At 40.7% G+C, this 19,868-nt stretch carries 17 protein-coding genes; 7 read left to right on the top strand and 10 right to left on the bottom strand.

Annotated features, from left to right (window positions below; all coding sequences use genetic code 11):
* The first annotated feature begins 98 nt into the window (after nucleotides 1–98).
* The gene (locus tag F3J02_RS05230) at nucleotides 99–635 is read left to right on the top strand and encodes a hypothetical protein (protein ID WP_167248022.1); all 537 of its coding nucleotides are present in this window, start codon (nucleotides 99–101) and stop codon (nucleotides 633–635) included.
* Nucleotides 636–708: 73 nt separating this feature from the next.
* Here the strand turns inward: F3J02_RS05230 and F3J02_RS05225 are convergent, their stop codons facing one another.
* Nucleotides 709–3,792, bottom strand: a complete 3,084-nt coding sequence (locus F3J02_RS05225; RefSeq protein ID WP_167248021.1) for a DNA translocase FtsK — start codon at nucleotides 3,790–3,792, stop codon at nucleotides 709–711.
* 252 nt (nucleotides 3,793–4,044) lie between these two features.
* Between F3J02_RS05225 and trxB the strand changes: the two genes are divergently transcribed.
* From trxB to F3J02_RS05205, 4 genes are all read left to right on the top strand, one after another.
* Nucleotides 4,045–4,995 carry a thioredoxin-disulfide reductase gene (gene trxB / locus F3J02_RS05220; RefSeq protein ID WP_005210951.1) on the top strand — a complete coding sequence of 317 codons (951 nt, stop codon included), beginning with the start codon at nucleotides 4,045–4,047 and terminating at the stop codon, nucleotides 4,993–4,995.
* A gap of 116 nt (nucleotides 4,996–5,111) precedes the next feature.
* Nucleotides 5,112–6,668: a class I SAM-dependent methyltransferase gene (locus F3J02_RS05215; RefSeq protein WP_167248020.1), complete on the top strand. Its 1,557-nt coding sequence runs from the start codon at nucleotides 5,112–5,114 to the stop codon at nucleotides 6,666–6,668.
* A gap of 86 nt (nucleotides 6,669–6,754) precedes the next feature.
* Nucleotides 6,755–7,486: a leucyl/phenylalanyl-tRNA--protein transferase gene (gene aat / locus F3J02_RS05210; RefSeq protein ID WP_167248019.1), complete on the top strand. Its 732-nt coding sequence runs from the start codon at nucleotides 6,755–6,757 to the stop codon at nucleotides 7,484–7,486.
* A gap of 28 nt (nucleotides 7,487–7,514) precedes the next feature.
* Nucleotides 7,515–8,330, top strand: a complete 816-nt coding sequence (locus F3J02_RS05205; protein ID WP_167248018.1) for an arginyltransferase — start codon at nucleotides 7,515–7,517, stop codon at nucleotides 8,328–8,330.
* Here F3J02_RS05205 and rimI read toward each other — a convergent pair.
* The 8 genes from rimI to F3J02_RS05165 all read right to left on the bottom strand — a co-directional run bounded on the left by rimI (nucleotide 8,316) and on the right by F3J02_RS05165 (nucleotide 17,349).
* Nucleotides 8,316–8,777, bottom strand: coding sequence for a ribosomal protein S18-alanine N-acetyltransferase (rimI, locus tag F3J02_RS05200; protein ID WP_323127315.1), 462 nt, complete (start codon nucleotides 8,775–8,777; stop codon nucleotides 8,316–8,318). The genes F3J02_RS05205 and rimI overlap by 15 nt on opposite strands.
* 93 nt (nucleotides 8,778–8,870) lie before the next feature.
* Nucleotides 8,871–9,755 (bottom strand): metal-dependent hydrolase, encoded by an 885-nt coding sequence (locus F3J02_RS05195; protein WP_167248016.1) that lies wholly within the window; start codon nucleotides 9,753–9,755, stop codon nucleotides 8,871–8,873.
* Nucleotides 9,756–9,977: 222 nt separating this feature from the next.
* A complete protein-coding gene (locus F3J02_RS05190) occupies nucleotides 9,978–10,859 on the bottom strand; it encodes a metal-dependent hydrolase (RefSeq protein ID WP_159884804.1) in 882 nt (293 codons plus the stop codon).
* A 382-nt stretch (nucleotides 10,860–11,241) separates the two neighbouring features.
* A complete protein-coding gene (tuf, locus tag F3J02_RS05185) occupies nucleotides 11,242–12,432 on the bottom strand; it encodes an elongation factor Tu (protein WP_004656295.1) in 1,191 nt (396 codons plus the stop codon).
* A 92-nt stretch (nucleotides 12,433–12,524) separates the two neighbouring features.
* Nucleotides 12,525–14,663, bottom strand: a complete 2,139-nt coding sequence (gene fusA / locus F3J02_RS05180) for an elongation factor G (RefSeq protein ID WP_005205454.1) — start codon at nucleotides 14,661–14,663, stop codon at nucleotides 12,525–12,527.
* A 177-nt stretch (nucleotides 14,664–14,840) separates the two neighbouring features.
* Nucleotides 14,841–15,311 (bottom strand): 30S ribosomal protein S7, encoded by a 471-nt coding sequence (gene rpsG / locus F3J02_RS05175; protein ID WP_004655203.1) that lies wholly within the window; start codon nucleotides 15,309–15,311, stop codon nucleotides 14,841–14,843.
* A 159-nt stretch (nucleotides 15,312–15,470) separates the two neighbouring features.
* Nucleotides 15,471–15,845: a 30S ribosomal protein S12 gene (rpsL, locus tag F3J02_RS05170; RefSeq protein ID WP_004648013.1), complete on the bottom strand. Its 375-nt coding sequence runs from the start codon at nucleotides 15,843–15,845 to the stop codon at nucleotides 15,471–15,473.
* Between the two features lie 160 nt (nucleotides 15,846–16,005).
* Nucleotides 16,006–17,349 carry an EcsC family protein gene (locus tag F3J02_RS05165; protein ID WP_167248015.1) on the bottom strand — a complete coding sequence of 448 codons (1,344 nt, stop codon included), beginning with the start codon at nucleotides 17,347–17,349 and terminating at the stop codon, nucleotides 16,006–16,008.
* A gap of 291 nt (nucleotides 17,350–17,640) precedes the next feature.
* Between F3J02_RS05165 and F3J02_RS05160 the strand changes: the two genes are divergently transcribed.
* Both F3J02_RS05160 and hemJ read left to right on the top strand, forming a co-directional pair.
* Complete coding sequence (locus F3J02_RS05160) at nucleotides 17,641–18,870, top strand: beta-ketoacyl synthase N-terminal-like domain-containing protein (protein ID WP_167248014.1); 1,230 nt, start codon at nucleotides 17,641–17,643, stop codon at nucleotides 18,868–18,870.
* A gap of 21 nt (nucleotides 18,871–18,891) precedes the next feature.
* Entirely contained in the window at nucleotides 18,892–19,344 is a 453-nt protein-coding gene (hemJ, locus tag F3J02_RS05155; RefSeq protein ID WP_005239243.1) for a protoporphyrinogen oxidase HemJ, read from the top strand.
* Nucleotides 19,345–19,423: 79 nt separating this feature from the next.
* Here the strand turns inward: hemJ and F3J02_RS05150 are convergent, their stop codons facing one another.
* On the bottom strand, nucleotides 19,424–19,819 hold the full coding sequence (locus F3J02_RS05150) for a hypothetical protein (RefSeq protein WP_167248013.1): 396 nt from the start codon (nucleotides 19,817–19,819) through the stop codon (nucleotides 19,424–19,426).
* Nucleotides 19,820–19,868: the final 49 nt, after the last annotated feature.

The following is a 19,868-nucleotide window of genomic DNA, read 5'->3' as shown; positions in this document are numbered from 1 at the left end:
GATATTAATGATGTGGCATTATTAAAAACCACCATGTCACCAATTCGTTGTAATTTATTAAAATAAAACCAAAACAATTCTATTTTCCAAGAAAGACTATGACAAACACTAACAATCATTTAATAGAATCGCCTCCAATAAAACACCATCTTGCAGATCTGAACATTATCAGCATGAAGAGGTTTATCGTCTTATGCATCACTTCATTTGGCTTATATCAAATCTGGTGGATGTTTAAAGCATGGCGATTTTTCGCCATCAAAGACAATTTAAACATTATGCCCGCTGCACGTGCCATTTTTTCAATCTTCTTCTTATATTCGCTGTTTAACAAGATTCAGAACTATGCTCAAGAAAATGGCTATACACGGTCATTTTCATCAGCACGGATGTTCTTTGGCTATCTAATAGTGGCCTTTGCTTACCACCTACCTGATCCTTATTGGTTGATTGCCCTACTCAATTTCATTTTCTTGATCCCTGCTTTTGTCGCATTTAATTATGCCAAAACACACGCTGAGCAAGTTCATGGCATCATCCAAGAAAAGCCGAGTACTGCACATCTGGTGATCATCATTCTTGGTTCCCTGTGGTGGTTTCTAGTACTCCTAGGTTTATTTATGGGAACGACATGAAATCCCTCTCCCGAATACAAGGCAAATAAAAAAAGCCCCTATCACTAGAGGCTTTTTTATTTAGTCTTTCTGATTAAACTAGAATATCTCGCTTACCATTGGCGCCCATTGAGCTGACAATGCCATTCTCTTCCATTTGGTCAATAATACGCGCCGCACGGTTATAACCTAAGCTAAATTTACGTTGCAGCGACGAAGTTGAAGCCTTACGAGTTTCGAGCACAAAGGATACACACTGATCGTATAGTGCATCGCGACTTGGATCTCCATCACCATCTTCAAAACCACGAGATGTTGGTTCTTCATCAAATGGCGTGAGAATTTCATCGACATAATCAGGCTCACCACGTTCACGCCAAGCATCACAAATACGGTTGACCTCATCATCACTAATAAAGGCACCATGCACACGCTCAGGCTCGATTTTACCCGGTCCTAGGAACAGCATATCACCATGACCGAGTAAGTCTTCTGCACCACCTGCATCGAGAATGGTACGCGAGTCAATCTTACTGTTTACACGTAATGCAACACGGGTTGGAATATTGGCTTTAATCAAACCTGTAATCACATCAACCGATGGACGTTGGGTTGCGAGTAATAGATGGATACCCGCTGCACGCGATTTCTGTGCCAAACGCGTAATCATTTCTTCTGCTTTTTTACCCACCTGCATGATCATGTCAGCGAACTCATCGGCAACAATGACAATCGATGGTAATGGTGCTAAACGTGGCGCACGCTCGCCAACAACCGAATCACTGGCTTTCCATGTTGGATCAATCAGGTCTTCACCATTGGCAATCGCTTCTTCGACCTTACGGTTATAGTCACTTAACTTACGAATTTTCAGGAATGACATCAGCTTATAACGGCGTTCCATCTCATTGACACACCAGTTTAATGCACTGACTGCATCTTTCATGTCAGTGACTACTGGTGTTAACAAATGTGGAATATCGTTATAGTTGGCTAATTCAAGCTGCTTTGGATCAATCAAAATTAAACGCAATTGATCTGGTGTGTATTTCAGCAACATCGAAAGAATCATCGAGTTAACTGCAACTGATTTACCTGAACCAGTGGTCCCTGCAACCAACATATGCGGTGCTTTGCCTAGGTCAGTAATGACTGGGTTGCCTGAAATGTCTTTACCCATCGCCATAGAGAGCAAACCCGCAGGGTCTTCAAAAGCTGGCGTTTTCAATAACTCAATCAAGCGTACCATTTCACGGCTACTATTCGGTACTTCAATTCCAATATACGGTTTACCCGGAATTACCTCAACCACACGGACAGAAGCCATAGACATTGAACGGGCTAAATCACGAGAAATATTGGTTACTTTAGACGCTTTCACCCCTGGCGCAAGATCCAGTTCAAAACGTGTGACTACAGGACCTGGTTGTGCCTCTACCACCTGTGCTTTCACATTAAATTCTTGTAATTTAATTTCTAAAAGTTCAGAAAGGCGTGACAATTGTTCAGCAGTGAAATTGACCTTTTTATTTGGATCCACATTATCAAGCAGCTCTAGGCCCGGTAAGGTTGGCAAATCAAGACGCTTTTTCGCCACGTGCATCGCACGCGACATCGGACGACCAAACGCATCTGTTAATGGTGCATCTAGATCAAAATCATCGTCAATATCCAAATCTGCATCAGGATCAGCTTTACCTGCGGTTTCTTGCCAAGCTTCGATAAAGGCTTCTTTAGACAGTGTTTCTTTTTGTGTTGGTGTTGAAACTTCAATCGGTGCTTTTACAAAAGCAGATGATTGAGCGTAGCTTGTTGTTCGCGGTGTAGCATGTTCTCGTTCTTCTTCAACCAGAAGATCACTGAAATCATCCATATCTTCCGCGACAGCACGATGTATCTCATCTTGAGCAATATTCTGAACAGGGGCTACTGTATGCGGCTGTGCAATAGCTGGTTTTTCAGATTCAGTAATAAGTGCTTCAATATCTGTCTCAAACTCGGCTTCATCAGCATGATGGCTTGGATTTGCTGGAGGCTCCTGAGTAAAAGGCGTATGCAAGTCTGTTGCGGTCTTACTGTTCGGTACAGCAGCCAACAATTCATCAAAAATTTGATCATCATTCCAGTCTAGATTACTGTGACTGGATACTTGCGTTGACGTTGCTACATGAGCAGCAGATGCATATTGCGCTGGAGCATGAGGAGTGTCATCCGCAGCTCTTAATAATGCATCAATCTCCTGTTTATGACTCGCATCATCACGCTGTAAAGCACGCCATACTTCACCTGTTTGAACCAAACGTTGACTTTCGGTTTCAAACTGATGGGCACGCTGTAACGTCTGTTCAAAATCTTCAATTTGCTCAGTTTGAACTGGCCGACTACCTTGTTGCTGCTCTTTTGCAACAACGTCAGCAAATAATTTTTCAGCCATCAATTGATGATGTGAATCATCAATTTTAATCAGTTTTGCCTGAACTTGATTGGTTTGAGTTTCTGTTGTCTCTGCGACAGGATCAGACTCAGTTGATACTTTATTTTTAATTGCAGGTGTATCAGCAGCGGCTAATTGCTCAGTCAAGTCATATGCAGATTCATGCTGCGGCACATTTTTATAGAATAAATCCTGTAAGTAAGCAGGCGTATTTTTTAGTGTGATCCACGTTTTGTTCCACTGAATTCCAAAAGCCAAGGTCAGTAATAAAATACTGAATGCAAGTAAGAACAAGGTTGCGCCGTAGATGGTGAGTAGTTGGGATAAACTCTGTCCTAACTCATAACCAATGATTCCCCCAGCCGCATTATCCAAAGTATCCGCAGGCGTATTCCAATGTAAATACAACAAGCTAGAGATTGAAAGAATCAAGAAAAACTGGGCAGCATAACGAAATGGGCGATTTAAAAAGCTTCTTGGCCACCATACTTGAATCGCTTCAATAAACAAAAAAATCGGAATCAGTAAGCTGGCCCAGCCTAAGAAACCAAAAAGTAAATCTGCGATCCAAGCACCCGCTACTCCACTTGCATTTGAAACCTGCTGGGTATCACTGGAAATATGCATCCAACCCGGATCAAATGGTGTATAGGTTACTGTGGCAAGAAATAAATAAATGCCAAAAGAAATCAAAAATAATGTCATTAAAAAGCGTTGTGCATAAACACTTGACACCGCAGTCATATACAGTCCTGTAACCCAATTCGTTATTTGTTAGTATCTTTCAAGGCCTAAAATGCCTTAATCAATAAGTTTTATATTATGCACTCGTTCTTACAAAAAAGATGCACGATTGTTTACTGTTGTTGTTAACATCCTGCTCGGATATAGCTCAATTCGATTGAGTTAATCAATATTATCCCGATGGATTTAAACCACTCCGCTCTGGATTCACGTATAATTTTAGCAGTTTTGATATAAAAAGGATGTTCTTTAATGAGCGCTCGTCACTCACGGTTAATTATTTTGGGTTCTGGTCCTGCAGGCTATAGCGCAGCAGTCTATGCTGCACGTGCTAACCTCAAGCCAACACTAATTGCGGGTTTGCAATTAGGTGGTCAATTAACAACGACCACTGAAGTTGACAACTGGCCAGGTGACCCAGAAGGATTAACTGGTCCTGTACTGATGGAACGTATGCAAGCTCATGCAGAACGTTTTGGTACAGAAATTGTCTACGATCATATTAATGAAGTAGATCTAAAAACTCGTCCATTCGTACTCAAAGGCGATATGGAAGAGTACACGTGTGATGCGTTGATTATTGCAACAGGTGCCACTGCACAATACCTAGGTCTTGAATCTGAAGCTGCTTTTATGGGCCAAGGTGTGAGTGCATGTGCAACCTGTGATGGTTTCTTCTATAAGAACCAAAATGTCATGGTTGTTGGTGGTGGTAACACTGCAGTTGAAGAAGCACTTTATCTTTCCAATATTGCAGCGCATGTGACCCTTGTTCACCGTCGCGATAGCTTACGTTCTGAAAAGATTTTACAAGACCACCTTTTTGCCAAAGAAAAAGAAGGCAAAATTAGTATTATCTGGAACCATCAAGTCGATGAAGTGTTGGGTGACAAAACAGGCGTAACAGCTGTCCGTATTCAATCTACCCAAGATGCAAGCACACAAGATATTCAGGTTCAAGGTTTATTTGTTGCGATTGGGCATAAACCGAATACAGGTATGTTTGATGGTCAGTTAAATCTGCGTGATGGCTATATCCAAGTACATAGCGGAACTGCAGGTAATGCAACTGCTGCCTCTATTGAAGGCGTATTTGCTGCAGGTGATGTGGCAGATAGTATCTATCGCCAAGCGATTACTTCAGCGGGTTCAGGCTGTATGGCAGCACTAGATGCCGAGAAATATCTCGATAATCTAAACTAATTAAGCCAAAACTGAAAAACCACCAATCTTTGGTGGTTTTTTTTTGAGAGTATCCATACAATCGAAAAATTGACGGCTTTTTAAACATATCAACAATCAGTCTATAGGATATATCAATGACAACGACCTGGACGAACGGCTACCAAACTGAAGTAAATTATACCTACGGTTATTATCGAGACCTCAGCCCGAATTTCCAAAAGTTCTGCTTACTTTTAAATGGCATCGACAGTCCAGATTTTCAGGAAAATCATAACCACTGCGAACTTGGCTTTGGTCAAGGCGTCAGTATTAATATTCACGCAACCTGTAATGAAGCTGCATTCTACGGTACAGATTTCAATCCAGCGCATGCCGCACACGCCAATCAACTGGCGGAACAAACCCAAACCAAACATTATTTCTATGATGATAGTTTTGAAGAACTGCTTAACCGTTCCGACCTCCCCATGTTTGATTCAATTAGCCTGCATGGGATTTGGAGCTGGATTAGTTATGAAAATCAGCACATTATTTTAAAGTTTATTCGTAAATTTTTAAAACCGAATGGCATTGTCTATATCAGCTATAACTGCGTTACTGGTTGGGCAGCCAATATGCCGATTCGCGAACTGTTCCATAGCCATTTTAAATTCAATAGCAAAAGTACCAACCCTCTGCAAAAGGTCAATGAAGCCCTCACCTTTAGCGAAGACTTACTTAAACAAAATCCGATTTTTGCTCAACGTAATCCCAATGCCGTGCAAAAAGTTGCGGATTTAAAACAACAAAATCCAAATTATTTGATTCATGAATATCTCAATCAAGATTGGCAATGTTTTTCTTTCCAGCAAATTGTACGAATTTTGGATGAAATTAAACTGTCCTATGCAGGCTCGACCGATTTAAATACCCACCTAGATAACATTAATTTTTCAGAACAACACCAAGCATTTTTGAATGCTATTGAGCATCCGATTTTTAAAGAACAATGCCGTGATTATTTTGCCAACACACAATTCAGACGCGACCTGTTTATTCGAGGTAAAAACAACCTAACCCCATTACAAGTACAAGAGCGACTTCGTAACACGGCTTTTGTATTGCTCACAGCTAAGGAACAACTGCCAACCAATATCAGTGGATTATTAGGTACTTTTAATTTAATTGAAGAAATTTATCTGCCAATTGGTGATAAATTTGCAAAGGAAAACTATCAACCGCTAACCATTTTTGAACTTGAGCAAAGTTTGCCAGATCTCAACTATGCCAAAATCCTCAATGCTTTAGTGATTTTATCGCACCTAGGTTTAGCTCAACCTTGCCAAAACTTAGAACCCAAACAGCAGACACTAGAGCAATGCCATCGTTTAAATCACTACTTGTTAAAGCAAGCAAGTTTTCATCAAAACTATAATGTACTGATTAGCCCAATTACAGGAATCGGTATTCCGACTGAGCATTTTCACCAACTGTTCTATCGCGCACATTTCATTGATGGTTTAGCATCAGCAAGTGAATTTGCGCAGTATGTACAGGATGCGATCAGCCAGCTCAATTGGTTAGTCTTGGACAGCGAAGGTAAAACGGTATCAGACAAAGAAAAAAGCATCGAAATTATTCAAACTAAAGCTCAACTTTTCATTGACAGTAAAAAATTAGAAATTGCTAAGCATTTACGTTTGTTTGATTAATCAGGCATAGGGAGTGGCTCTGCAAATGATTGCCATTCCCTATAACTTCAGTTAGCTTAGAATCAGTCTGATTGATTTCTTATGCTATGCAACAACTCCCACCCTCACAATATATTTTCCCTCATCCAATCGAAGCTGATCCTGAAGGACAAGGATTTATTTGTATTGGTGCGGACCTATCCCCTTCTACTTTATTTGAAGCCTATACACATGGTTTATTCCCTTGGTTTAATGAAGACGAGCCAATTTGCTGGTGGAGTCCTGAACCACGTTGCATTATCGAACCACATGCTTACAAACCAAGTAAATCTTTAATTCGGAATATGAAAAAGCATGATTATCGAATTACCATTAATCATGCTTTTGATCAGGTCATTCGCTCATGTTCAATGCCACGCAGCTATGCCAACGAAACATGGATTAGTGAAGATATCATCGAAGGCTATTGTGCATTATTCCAAGCAGGTTATGCGTATAGTATTGAAGTCTGGCAGCAAGACCAACTGGTCGGTGGTTTATATGGAGTCACTATCGGCAAAGGATGCTTTGGTGAGTCTATGTTTAGCACAGAAACTGATGTTTCTAAGATGGCTTTCTATACCTTAATGCTAATTGGACAGGAAAATCAGTTGCCGTGGATTGATTGCCAATTGGTCAATGATCATCTTTTAAGCCTCGGTGCGTGTACACTTTCTCGCCAAGCCTACCTTAAATCGTTACAAGATGTAATTATTGCCCCCTCTATCAATTGGAAAAGTTATCAAGAACGTGTATTTTCAAGTAAAACAATAGCAGTTTTTGCAAAATTAGACGGTTAACGGATGAACACCTTGGAGGGACAGATTAATGAAATCATATCAACCCAAGTCCCTTTTAAATGACTTACAGTACTATATTACGCCACCGCATGACTGCAGTTATCTCGATAACAAATCAGCTCGAATGGTGTTCTTAGACCCAATTCACCGTATTGATGTGGTGACATTGTCAGAACTTTCTCGCGTTGGTTTTCGTCGTAGCGGTGATTTTGTCTATCGTCCTGAATGTCACTTATGTCGCCAATGCTTATCTTGCCGTGTTCCAGTTCAAGAATTTAAAATGAACAGCAGCCAAAAAAAGGCATGGAAACGTAATCAAGATTTGCAAATGAGTATTTTGCCGACCTCGCAAGCAACTCAGCAACACTACGACCTGTATGAACGTTATATCAATGAACGTCATTCAGATGGAGATATGTACCCTGCCAGTTTAGATCAGTTTGAGAAATTTCTGGTGCATAGCTGCACAGAAAGCTTTTTTATTGAGTTGTGGAAGGATCAAAAACTGATTGGTGTTTCAACTTGTGATTTGATGGATGACGGACTGTCGGCAGTCTATACCTTCTTTGATCCAGATGAACAACGTCGTTCTTTAGGTGTGTTTGCGATCCTCAAACAAATCGAATATGTACGTACATTGAACCTAGACTATTTATACCTAGGCTATTGGGTACCACATTCACCCAAAATGAATTATAAATCGCAATATACACCACTCGAATTATTGCTTGATGGACAATGGCGTCGACTCAATCGCCCGCTCTCAGACAATGAAATCCATCAGCTTGGAAATTCATTAATGAGTACGCTACCTTCTGAGTGGAATAATTTAATTATTAAATAACGCTGCAAAATCATCAGTGCATGTTTTGACCATAATCACAGCATGCTCTCTTGAACCATCAGAGTTTGGATAATAATTTTTGCGTAAGTCTATTTGGTGGAAACCTGTCTTTTCATACAAACGAATTGCAGCAAGATTACTTTCACGAACTTCTAAAAAAATCTGAATTGGATTGTTTTTTAATTGATGAATTGAACTTTCTAATAATTCATAGCCTAATCCCTTGCCTTGTTGACTCGGATGTATTGCCATCAATAATAAGTTTGCTTCATCTAAGACGGGCTGCAAAATACAAAAGCCAACTACCTGATTGGCTTGTTCATATACCGTACATTGATATGAGGCAAAAGATTCCTGAAACTGCTGCCTCGACCATGGATGTGTTTGAACTAAAGCTTCAATTGCAGAAACACGATCTAAATCTTTTTCTTGCATCAATCGAATCACGATCTGCTACTCTATAAAATACTGCTGCAGATTATCAGCAATTTAAAGCAAAATTTGAATAAAAAAATGGGCAGTTTTGACTGCCCATTGAAGTTAACTCAAATTAAAGCCCAATTCAGCACGCCACTTATTCAGCAATGCAGTGGTATCTTGATCGTTTGGATGAAATTTCGGTCTTAAAAAATCCAATAAAGTTGGGATTTGGCGTGTCATAAAGCCTTTATAACCATACATAAATTTGATCATGTATTTGGTATCACGCCATGTCAATTTTCCATCAGTTCGCAAAAGTTTTGCCGTGAAATAAGATTGAGTGATAAAGATCAATCCCATCGCGATCACTAAAGCCAATGAACGCATAAAATACGCTTTAGGGCCTTGTCCATACATGGCTTCATAGACATCAAAGGCAACTGCCTTATGTTCATTTTCTTCTACGGCATGCCACATCCATAAATGATACATGGTCTGATCCATAAACATGGCTTGGATGTCTGGATTACTCAACAACTCTTCAGCAATAGTAGAAGTAAAGTGTTCTAAGGCACACGTTCCAGTAAGCCCAATCATCTCTTTACTAAAACCAAATGGTTTTAGTACTTTTGAAGCAACGCCTATTGTGCGATTAATCAAGCGTCCTGTTTGCGCCTCTAACTTACGAACATCATAACCATAAGCTTGAGCTGAAGCATTGAAGGCTAAATGTTCTTTGGAATGCATCGCTTCTTGACCAATAAAGGCACTGATTTCTTTCTGCAATCGCTGATCTGCCAATTTAGGATCATTCCGTACGGCACGGGTACTATTTACAAAGAATTGCTCACCTTCAGGAAATAGTGCCGAAAGTGCAGTCATAAAATGTGTAAGTGCAGCATCACCATTGGCCCAATAGCGTGGCACTTCACCAAATTCAAAATCCATTCGGCGTACAGGAAAGCTGGCACCAGCACGGTTTGAAATATTAACTTTAGCATTCATACCCGGTTCTCCTATACGATGAATACGTTTTACTGATCATTTTCTATTCTTTATTTATACGCCCTTTTCAGCGCATTCAATAAGTGCAGATAAGGTCATAAAAGCATCATCTTAGGACATGTCGCTTTGCTCAAAATCCTGTATGAAATGAAAGATTAAAATAAAAAAAGGGACAAAATTTATTGTCCCTTTTTAGCTATTGCTAGACAAGAATAAAGAACGTTATAGACCTAATTTTGCTTTCCAATCTTGCAATAATTGCACAGTATCTAAATCATTTGGATGGAAACCAGGCTTGAAGTACGCCAACATTTCACCCGCCATTCCAGAGATAATTCCTTTCGACGGACTATAGGCATATTCATAAATCATACCGAGCTCTTTGAGATTTAATTTTCCATCATCTTTCAAGAGCTTCAACACAAATGAAGATTGGGTCAGGAAAATTGCAACCATCGAAACAACCAACGCTGTATTACGTAATGCGTAGGCCTTTACGCCACGACCAAAAATTTCTTCATACACATCATAAGCAACTGCTTTATGCTCATTTTCTTCTACCGCATGCCATAACCACATATATTCCATGGTCTTGTCTTGCATTAACTCTTGAATATGCGGATTACGCAATAATTCTGATGCAATGGTTGCAGTAAAGTGTTCGAGTGCTGTAGTTGCAGTTAAATCCACCATTTCTTGTGTCATACCGAATGGTTTAACTAATTTAGCAAATAGTTTACGACCTGTTTGAATCACGACACCTGTTCTTCGTTCAAGTGTCTCGACATCATGACCATATTTCTGAGCTGAAGCATTAAAGTTGACATGCTCTTGCGTGTGCATGGCCTCTTGACCAATAAAAGCACTGATTTCTTTTTGCAGTTTTTCATTGTCTTTAATGGCTGGGTGATAACGTACAGCACGCACTGAATCGATAAAGAGTTTTTCACCATCTGGAAATAGCGCAGATAAACCTGTCATAAAATGAGTTAATCCAGCTGAACCACTGACCCAATATTCAGGAACTTCATTAAAATCAAAATTCATACGACGTACTGGGAAACTTGCACCTGCACGATTCGAAACATTCACTTTAGCATTCATGCTGCCTACTCCTTTTCAGTGGAATATCTCCACTGAGTACTTTTGTTCGTTTTCTTGAGTTTTATATTACGGTTTTATACGAATCAATTAAGTGCAGTTTAGGACAGCGTGGTATCAGTTTAGGACATGAGGAGAAAAATTTAATTAAGTATTAAATTTTTCGACGCAAGAGGAAAAGAAAATTAAGTAACACTAATTTCCGACGCAAGAGGAAAAGAAAATAAGTAACACTAATTTCCGACGCAAGAGAAAAAAAACAATGAAACTACTTTTCTGACGTAAAAGAAAAATTTAATTGAATCTTTGATTTTAGATATAAGAAAAGAAAACCACAGACATAAAAAAACACCCCAATGGGGTGTTTTTTTATCACTCTAAGCGATTATGCAGTTACTTTAGCAACAACACCAGCGCCTACAGTACGACCACCTTCACGGATCGCAAAACGTAGACCTGGGTCCATTGCGATCGGGTGGATTAACTCTACTGACATCTCAACGTTGTCACCAGGCATTACCATTTCTACGCCATCTTGTAATTTGATCGCGCCAGTTACGTCAGTTGTACGGAAGTAGAACTGTGGACGGTAACCGTTAAGGAATGGAGTATGACGACCACCTTCTTCTTTAGAAAGTACGTATACTTCTGCATCGAATTTAGTGTGCGGCTTGATTGTACCTGGCTTAGCAAGTACTTGACCACGTTGTACGTCTTCACGCTTAGTACCACGAAGAAGAACACCACAGTTCTCGCCTGCACGACCTTCGTCAAGCAATTTACGGAACATTTCTACGCCAGTTACTGTAGTTTTAACCGTATCTTTGATACCTACGATTTCAACTTCTTCACCAACTTTTACGATACCAGCTTCTACACGACCAGTTACTACTGTACCACGGCCTGAGATAGAGAATACGTCTTCGATTGGCATCAAGAATGCTTTGTCGATAGCACGTTCTGGTTCTGGAATGTAAGAGTCAAGCGCTTCAACAAGAGCAAGAACTGAAGACTCACCATACTGACCAGCGTCACCGTTAAGTGCAGCAAGTGCTGAACCACGGATAACAGGAGTGTCATCACCTGGGAAGTCATAAGTAGAAAGAAGTTCACGAACTTCCATTTCTACTAATTCAAGTAATTCTTCATCATCAACAAGGTCACACTTGTTTAAGAATACGATGATGTAAGGTACACCAACCTGACGTGAAAGAAGGATGTGTTCACGAGTTTGTGGCATTGGACCATCAGTCGCAGCACATACAAGGATCGCGCCGTCCATCTGAGCAGCACCAGTAATCATGTTTTTAACATAATCGGCGTGGCCCGGGCAGTCTACGTGAGCGTAGTGACGGATTGGAGAATCGTATTCTACGTGTGAAGTATTAATTGTAATACCACGTGCTTTTTCTTCAGGAGCTGAGTCGATTTGTGAGTAATCTTTCGCTTCACCGCCGTAAGTTTTTGCACAAATAGTTGCAATCGCAGCAGTTAAAGTTGTTTTACCATGGTCAACGTGACCAATTGTACCCACGTTTACGTGTGGTTTATTACGTTCAAACTTGGCTTTAGCCATGATGATCTTCCTTTATAAACTGCTCATGAGGGTCGCCCATGAGCACTTGGTTTTTTAACTAAATTTAGTTGGGTAATATAGTAATCGAAAGATTACTCGTCGTCACCTTTTTTACCGCCAGCTTGGAACTTAGCGATGATGCCTTCAGCCACGTTACGTGGTGTTTCAGCGTATTTAGCGAATTCCATAGAATAAGTCGCACGACCTTGAGACATAGAACGCATTTGAGTCGCGTAACCAAACATCTCAGCCAATGGAACTTCTGCTTTAATTGCTTTTGTTCCACCAGGAAGATCGTCCATACCTTGAACCATACCACGACGACGGTTTAAGTCACCCATGATATCGCCCATGTAGTCTTCTGGAGTTTCTACTTCAACTTTCATGATTGGTTCAAGAAGGATAGGATCCGCTTTCATGAAACCGTCACGGAAAGCGTATGAACCAGCCATTTTGAACGACAATTCGTCAGAGTCGACATCGTGGTAAGAACCATCGAATAATGTCGCTTTGATACCCACAACAGGGTAACCAGCCAATACACCATTCTTCATACGTTCTTGAATACCTTTATCAACCGCACCGAAGAATTCTTTAGGTACAGTACCACCTACAACTTCTTCAGCGAATTGGTATTCTTTACCAGCTTCTTCAACATCCATAGGCTCTAAACGAACATATACATGACCGAATTTACCTTTACCACCTGTTTGACGAACAAACTTACCTTCTTGTTCAACAGACTTTTTGATCGTTTCACGGTAAGCAACCATTGGTTTACCAATGTTCGCTTCAACACCGAATTCACGCTTCATACGGTCAACGATGATGTCAAGGTGAAGCTCACCCATACCAGCAATAATTGTTTGACCAGATTCTTCGTCTGTACGAACGCGGAACGATGGATCTTCTTTCGCCAAACGACCTAAAGCAATTGACATTTTTTCTTGGTCAGCTTTAGTTTTTGGTTCAACAGCCAATGAAATTACTGGCTCTGGGAATTCCATACGCTCAAGAGTAATGATGTTTTTCTCATCACATAATGTATCACCCGTAGTAACGTCTTTAAGACCTACACACGCTGCGATATCACCTGCACGGATTTCTTCAAGATCTTGACGTTCGTTCGCGTGCATTTGCACGATACGACCGATACGTTCACGCTTAGATTTAACTGGGTTATAAACTGGATCACCTTGTTTAAGAACACCAGAATAAACACGTACGAATGTTAAGTTACCTACGAACTTATCGTTCATGATTTTGAACGCAAGTGCAGAGAACGGCGCTTCGTCAGATGCTTCACGAGATGCTTTAGTTTCATCTTTGTCGTCAAGAATACCTTCAATTGCTTTAACTTCTGTTGGAGAAGGTAAGAATTGAATTACAGCATCCAACATACGTTGAACACCTTTGTTCTTGAACGCTGAACCACAAAGCATAACTTGGATTTCAGAAGCCAATGTACGTGTACGAAGACCAGCGATGATTTCTTCTTTAGAAAGATCACCTTCTTCCAAGTACTTGTCCATTAGCTCTTCAGATGCTTCAGCCGCAGCTTCAACCATCTTAGTACGCCATTCTTGAGAAATCTCAACGAGGTCAGCAGGAATATCACCGTATTCGAACTTCATACCTTGAGATGCTTCATCCCAGATAATCGCTTTCATTTCGATAAGGTCAACAACACCTGTGAACGTATCTTCTGCACCAATTGGCACAACGATAGGTACAGGATTACCACCTAAACGAGTTTTAACTTGCTCAACAGCACGGAAGAAGTTTGCACCAGTACGGTCCATCTTGTTCACGAATGCTAAACGAGGCACTTTATATTTGTTCGCTTGACGCCATACAGTTTCAGACTGAGGCTGTACACCACCAACTGCACAGTAAACCATGCACGCACCGTCAAGAACACGCATAGAACGTTCAACTTCGATTGTGAAGTCTACGTGTCCCGGTGTATCAATTACGTTGATACGGTGTTGTTGGAATTGGTTAGCCATACCAGACCAGAAACAAGTTGTAGCAGCAGAGGTAATTGTAATACCGCGCTCTTGCTCTTGTTCCATCCAGTCCATTGTTGCTGCACCATCGTGTACTTCACCAATTTTGTGAGATACACCTGTGTAGAACAAAATACGTTCAGTTGTAGTTGTTTTACCTGCGTCAATGTGCGCAGAAATACCGATGTTACGGTAATTACTAATTGGGGTTTGGCGAGCCATGATGTCTACATTCCTAAATGTTATATTTAAAACAGGACGCACCAATTAAATTGATGCGCACGAATATCCAAGCAGGCAACTTAAATACCCGCAAAGCCCCCACTTTGGTAAAGAGCGATGTTGAATCGAGCCGCGGTACGCATGAATATTCTCCTGATTAGGGACTGTTTTATCCGCTTAGAAACGGTAGTGAGAGAAGGCTTTGTTGGCTTCAGCCATACGATGCACGTCTTCACGTTTTTTGATCGCTGCACCTTTACCTTCAGCTGCATCAAGCAACTCACCAGCAAGACGTAAAGCCATCGTTTTTTCAGAACGCTTAGCAGCAGCATCTACTAACCAACGCATAGCTAGAGCAGTACGACGGGATGGGCGTACTTCCATAGGTACTTGATAAGTAGCACCACCAACACGGCGTGCTTTTACTTCAACCATAGGACGAACTTTTTCAAGAGTAGTCTCGAAAAATTCAACTGGGTCTACTTTGTTTTTTTCTTGAACGCGGTCTAAAGCACCGTAAACGATACTTTCAGCAATAGATTTTTTACCATCTTGCATTACGTGGTTCATGAATTTAGCGATTGTTTGGCTGCTAAATTTTGGATCTGGAAGGATCTCACGAGCAGCGACTACGCGACGTCTTGGCATTTTAATACACCTAATAATATGACACTTCAGGATAATCCAGCAGTTTGTACGAGTGTCATGTACTTTCGCTGGCCTTACTATACGTCGCTTGAATTACAAAACTATGAAGAATTCAAACAAGCGAAACGCTAAAGGGTTGTTTGGACTAGTTTCCTAGAATTACTTCTTAGGACGCTTAGTACCGTATTTAGAACGTGACTGGTTACGATCTTTAACGCCAGCACAGTCTAAAGAACCACGAACGGTATGGTAACGTACACCTGGTAAGTCTTTAACACGACCACCACGGATAAGAACAACACTGTGCTCTTGTAGGTTATGACCTTCACCACCGATATAGCTAGATACTTCAAAACCTGAAGTTAAGCGAACACGGCAAACCTTACGCATTGCTGAGTTAGGTTTTTTAGGTGTAGTAGTATAAACACGTGTACATACACCACGACGTTGTGGACAAGCCTTCAACGCAGGAACTTTAGATTTTTCAATCAAAGTTGTACGACCCTTACGGATCAACTGATTTGTTGTTGCCATTTGGCAATTCTCCCGTTATTAAACAACCTTAAAAAAAGAAAAGAACCTCTTTTTAAGGGCACATAATTGTAAGCTAAGAAGTAAAAATGGTCAACATTTCAAGTGTCGACCATTTCTTAAGTTTGTTGTGTTTTTAATACCAAAAACATCACACCCCAATTTAGCTATGCTTTGTTGAGGCAGGCTCTATGTCAATTGATTTTTGCTCAGCAACAACCTCCGCCTCAGCATCCTCAAAAGTTTCATCTTGCTGCGCTTTTAACACAGGCTGTTGTTCTGTATGAGGATGCTCAACCACATGCTGTTCAGCAAGTTGTTGAATTCCAGCTTCAACCTTGTCATCTACAGCGACTGTTGGCGTTGTACTATCTTTGGTTTTAACGGTTACATGGGTAATCACATCATTCGCTTCTTCTGATGCGGTCTTATTATTTTCAACTGTTGTAGAACCTAATAAACGTGGACTCGCTTTCTTCAATAAGGCTTCAGCTTTAAAATATGCTTCTAAAGGTGAAATCTTTTCATTCGGATATTCATTCATATAAAAACGCGCTGCACCAAAAATCGATTGCGATTTATGTCCAACATCTTCTAGCAGTCTCCAACTATAGAAACCACCCAGTGCTGCGCCTGCAATTGGAGTCAATTTACCAACCACCGAAGCTTGAGGAATACGATTCAGCCAGTTCCATTTAAACTGACCATTTTCATCTACCAACCACTTTTTCACCAATTCGATATCATTATTTGAACCTAACAATTGCTGGAACTGTTGCAAATCATGTGTTTCTAACATGGACTTCAATGCTTTTAACGCAACCAACAAGGTTTGTTTTTCCGCAACCAAACTCAAATCGATTTCTTTAAAGATAAAGGCAACAATTTCTTGATCTGCATCTTCTGATAAATCAAAACCGTGTGAACGACCAGTTTGATAAATCGTTCTCAAAGTCAAAACAATAGACGCTGGAATATCGATCGCCGCACCCCAGACACCCGTTGCACCCGTAATTGCACCTTGCGCAGCAGCTAATAATTTATTTTGTTCAATCAATGCCTGACTTAAGCGCTGGGAACGCCCTGTATCTGTAGTCAGTTCCATAATATCTTTGACCCCTGCTTCCTCAAGGATTTTTTCAGTTAGGGAACTATTCGAACTAAATTCATTTAACCATTGGAATAAATAGTCAGAAACCTTATCACCCAAATCTGGTGAAACAAACGAAGCCACACTATTCACTCGGTTATAATGGCGACCTAACAATTGATGGGATAATTTTGGAAATTGTTGACGTAGCATTTGTTGAGGATTTTCATATTTTTCGACCTCAAATGGACTTTTGAAACGCGCTTTCCCTTCAACAATATTGGATGAATTCGCGAGTTCCGCACCTGATGTGGTTGGGGCAACTTGAAATTTCTGTAATTCAGAACTGAGCTTTTTAGCCACTCCAAAGGCTTGTGCAAATAAACCTGAAGATTGCTTGTTTTTAGATTTTGTCATCAAGTACCTCTGTTGTGTAATCTGTGCATTTCTAGGTAAATACTAGGTTGAATGCAGATTTATCTCAACTTTTATCTGTGTTCTTTCTTTACGTTTCGTCACAACATCGCGAATATTTACGAATATTTACACAACTGGAAATAGGCATAAGATTTGCCATAAGAAATAAAAAACCTTTCTGCTATCATGGTGTCATTCACTCATAAGCCATTTTAATCGTTATTGTTCTCCTGATTTGTATTCATAGCGAGATGCACAGGGCTTAAGTATTACCATAAAAGGGATCTGTAAATGAAACGTGTTGTAATCACTGGTATGGGCATTAACTCATGTATCGGTAACTCTTTAGAAGAGGTCACTCATTCTTTAAAAAATGGAATCTCAGGCACACGTTTAAACCCAACTTATGCAGAACTGAATTTCAAGAGCCATGTCAGCGCTGCAGCTGAACAGGATTTTGATGGTATTGATCGCAAACTGAAACGCTTTATGGGCGTCTGTGCGATGTATGCGTATAACGCAGCTGTCGCAGCTGTTGAACATGCTGGACTGAAACAAGAAGATTTGGCAAACAATCCACGTTACGGTATTGCTGGCGGTTCTGGTGGTAACTCAACTGCATCTGTTGCAGAAATGATCAAACTGTTAGAGGAAAAAGGCGCACGTAAAATCGGTCCTTTCTTTGTACCTCGCAATATGAGTAACACCATTACGGCGAACGTTGGTGTTGCATTTAAACTGCAAGGTGTAGCGCACTCGATTACCAGCGCATGTGCAACGTCTGCCGATGCAATTGGTTATGCCTACAACCTGATTCAATTAGGCAAACAAGATTTAATGCTTGCTGGCGGTGGTGAGGAAGATCACTGGTCACAAAGCTTATTGTTTGATGCGATGGGTGCATTGTGTTCAAAATACAATGAAACACCAGAAACTGCTTCACGCCCATATTCAAAAGACCGTGACGGTTTCGTGATTGCAGGCGGTGGTGGTTTCGTGGTGCTTGAATCACTTGAACATGCGCAAGCGCGTGGCGCGAATATTTTAGCTGAAGTGATCGGCTATGCAGCTAACAGTGACGGTGCAGACATGGTTGCACCAAGCGGTGAAGGCGCGACACGTTGTATCATCATGGCACTTGATGAAGCCAAACAACACGGCGTAGAACATATCGACTATGTCAACACGCATGGTACTTCAACACCAGCAGGTGACGTGACTGAGCTTAAAGCAATGGAACGCGCATTTGGTGAAGGACAAGTTCCTCCACTCAGCTCAACCAAATCGATGACGGGTCATAGCTTAGGTGCTGCGGGCGTTCAGGAAGCGATTTACTCTGTTTTAATGATGCAAAATGACTTTATTGCTCCAAACATCAACGTGACTGAGCTTGATGAAGGCGCACAAGGTTTCGATATTGTACTTGAAAAACGTGATGCAAAACTGAATACTGTCATGAGTAACAGTTTTGGCTTTGGCGGTGTTAACGCCTGCCTTATTTTCAAGAAGTGGGATGCATAATCCCATTTAACAGGATTATCGATGGATGCACCTTCTGATGCTTTCCTGTGGGTAAAAGCATTACATATTATTGCTGTGGTGTGTTGGTTCGCTGCATTGTTCTACTTACCACGTCTTTTTGTTTACCATGCCATGAGCGAAGATACTGTGAGTCATCAACGCTTTGAAGTCATGGAACGTAAGTTGTATCGCGGTATTATGTGGCCATCTATGATTGCCACACTCATTACCGCCCACTTTTTGGTTGATTGGGGCGATGCAACCCGACATTACCACGAAGCCTTATGGTTTTACCTCAAAGTCGGTCTAGTCGGCTTATTGGTGATTTACCATTTTGTTTGTGGTTATTACCGTAAAAAACTGATTGGCAATGCGCATTATAAATCGCATAAGTTTTGGCGCTTCTTTAATGAAATGCCGACCTTGATTCTGTTTGCAGTGGTGATTTTAGTCGTAGTAAAACCTCAGTTCTAAGACAACAAGTCTTGTTTTCTAATGCTGTAATTTTCTTTAAAAATGATTACAGCATTCGTTTCCAATCTAGGCATCCAGACTATAAACAGCTTATCCCCTTCAAATTTAAAGACACTTGCTCAAAGTGGGTCTCTTTTTTTGTTTTCAGATTTCGATAGCTTACGTCATAAAGAATATAGCCTTGCGACACAAAGGTATATTGTCCGATCACTTTGCCATCAATCAGCTCATTCATGGTCTTATAAACTTCGGGCTGAGCGACTTCACCCATCTCAACCTCTTCAATATGGACTGGCTCAGAAAGCTTGATATCTTTGAGATAGGGATAATACTTGATCGACAGTGTCTTTTGATATTGTGGTGAAACCAATAAAATTGATTTTTTGCCATCAGCAAAACAGTAATATTCATTACTTGCATAGCCCTGTACACACACAGATAAAAATAGGCACAACCATAAAGTTTGTTTCATCATTCATTTCATCTCTTGCTAGCAATGATTGATCTGTATTTCTGCGCTCGCC

The organism is Acinetobacter sp. Tr-809 (assembly GCF_011753255.1).
GTDB lineage: Bacteria > Pseudomonadota > Gammaproteobacteria > Pseudomonadales > Moraxellaceae > Acinetobacter.
Note: the sequence above shows the minus strand (reverse complement) of the source record. Positions and strands in the feature narration are given on the sequence as shown.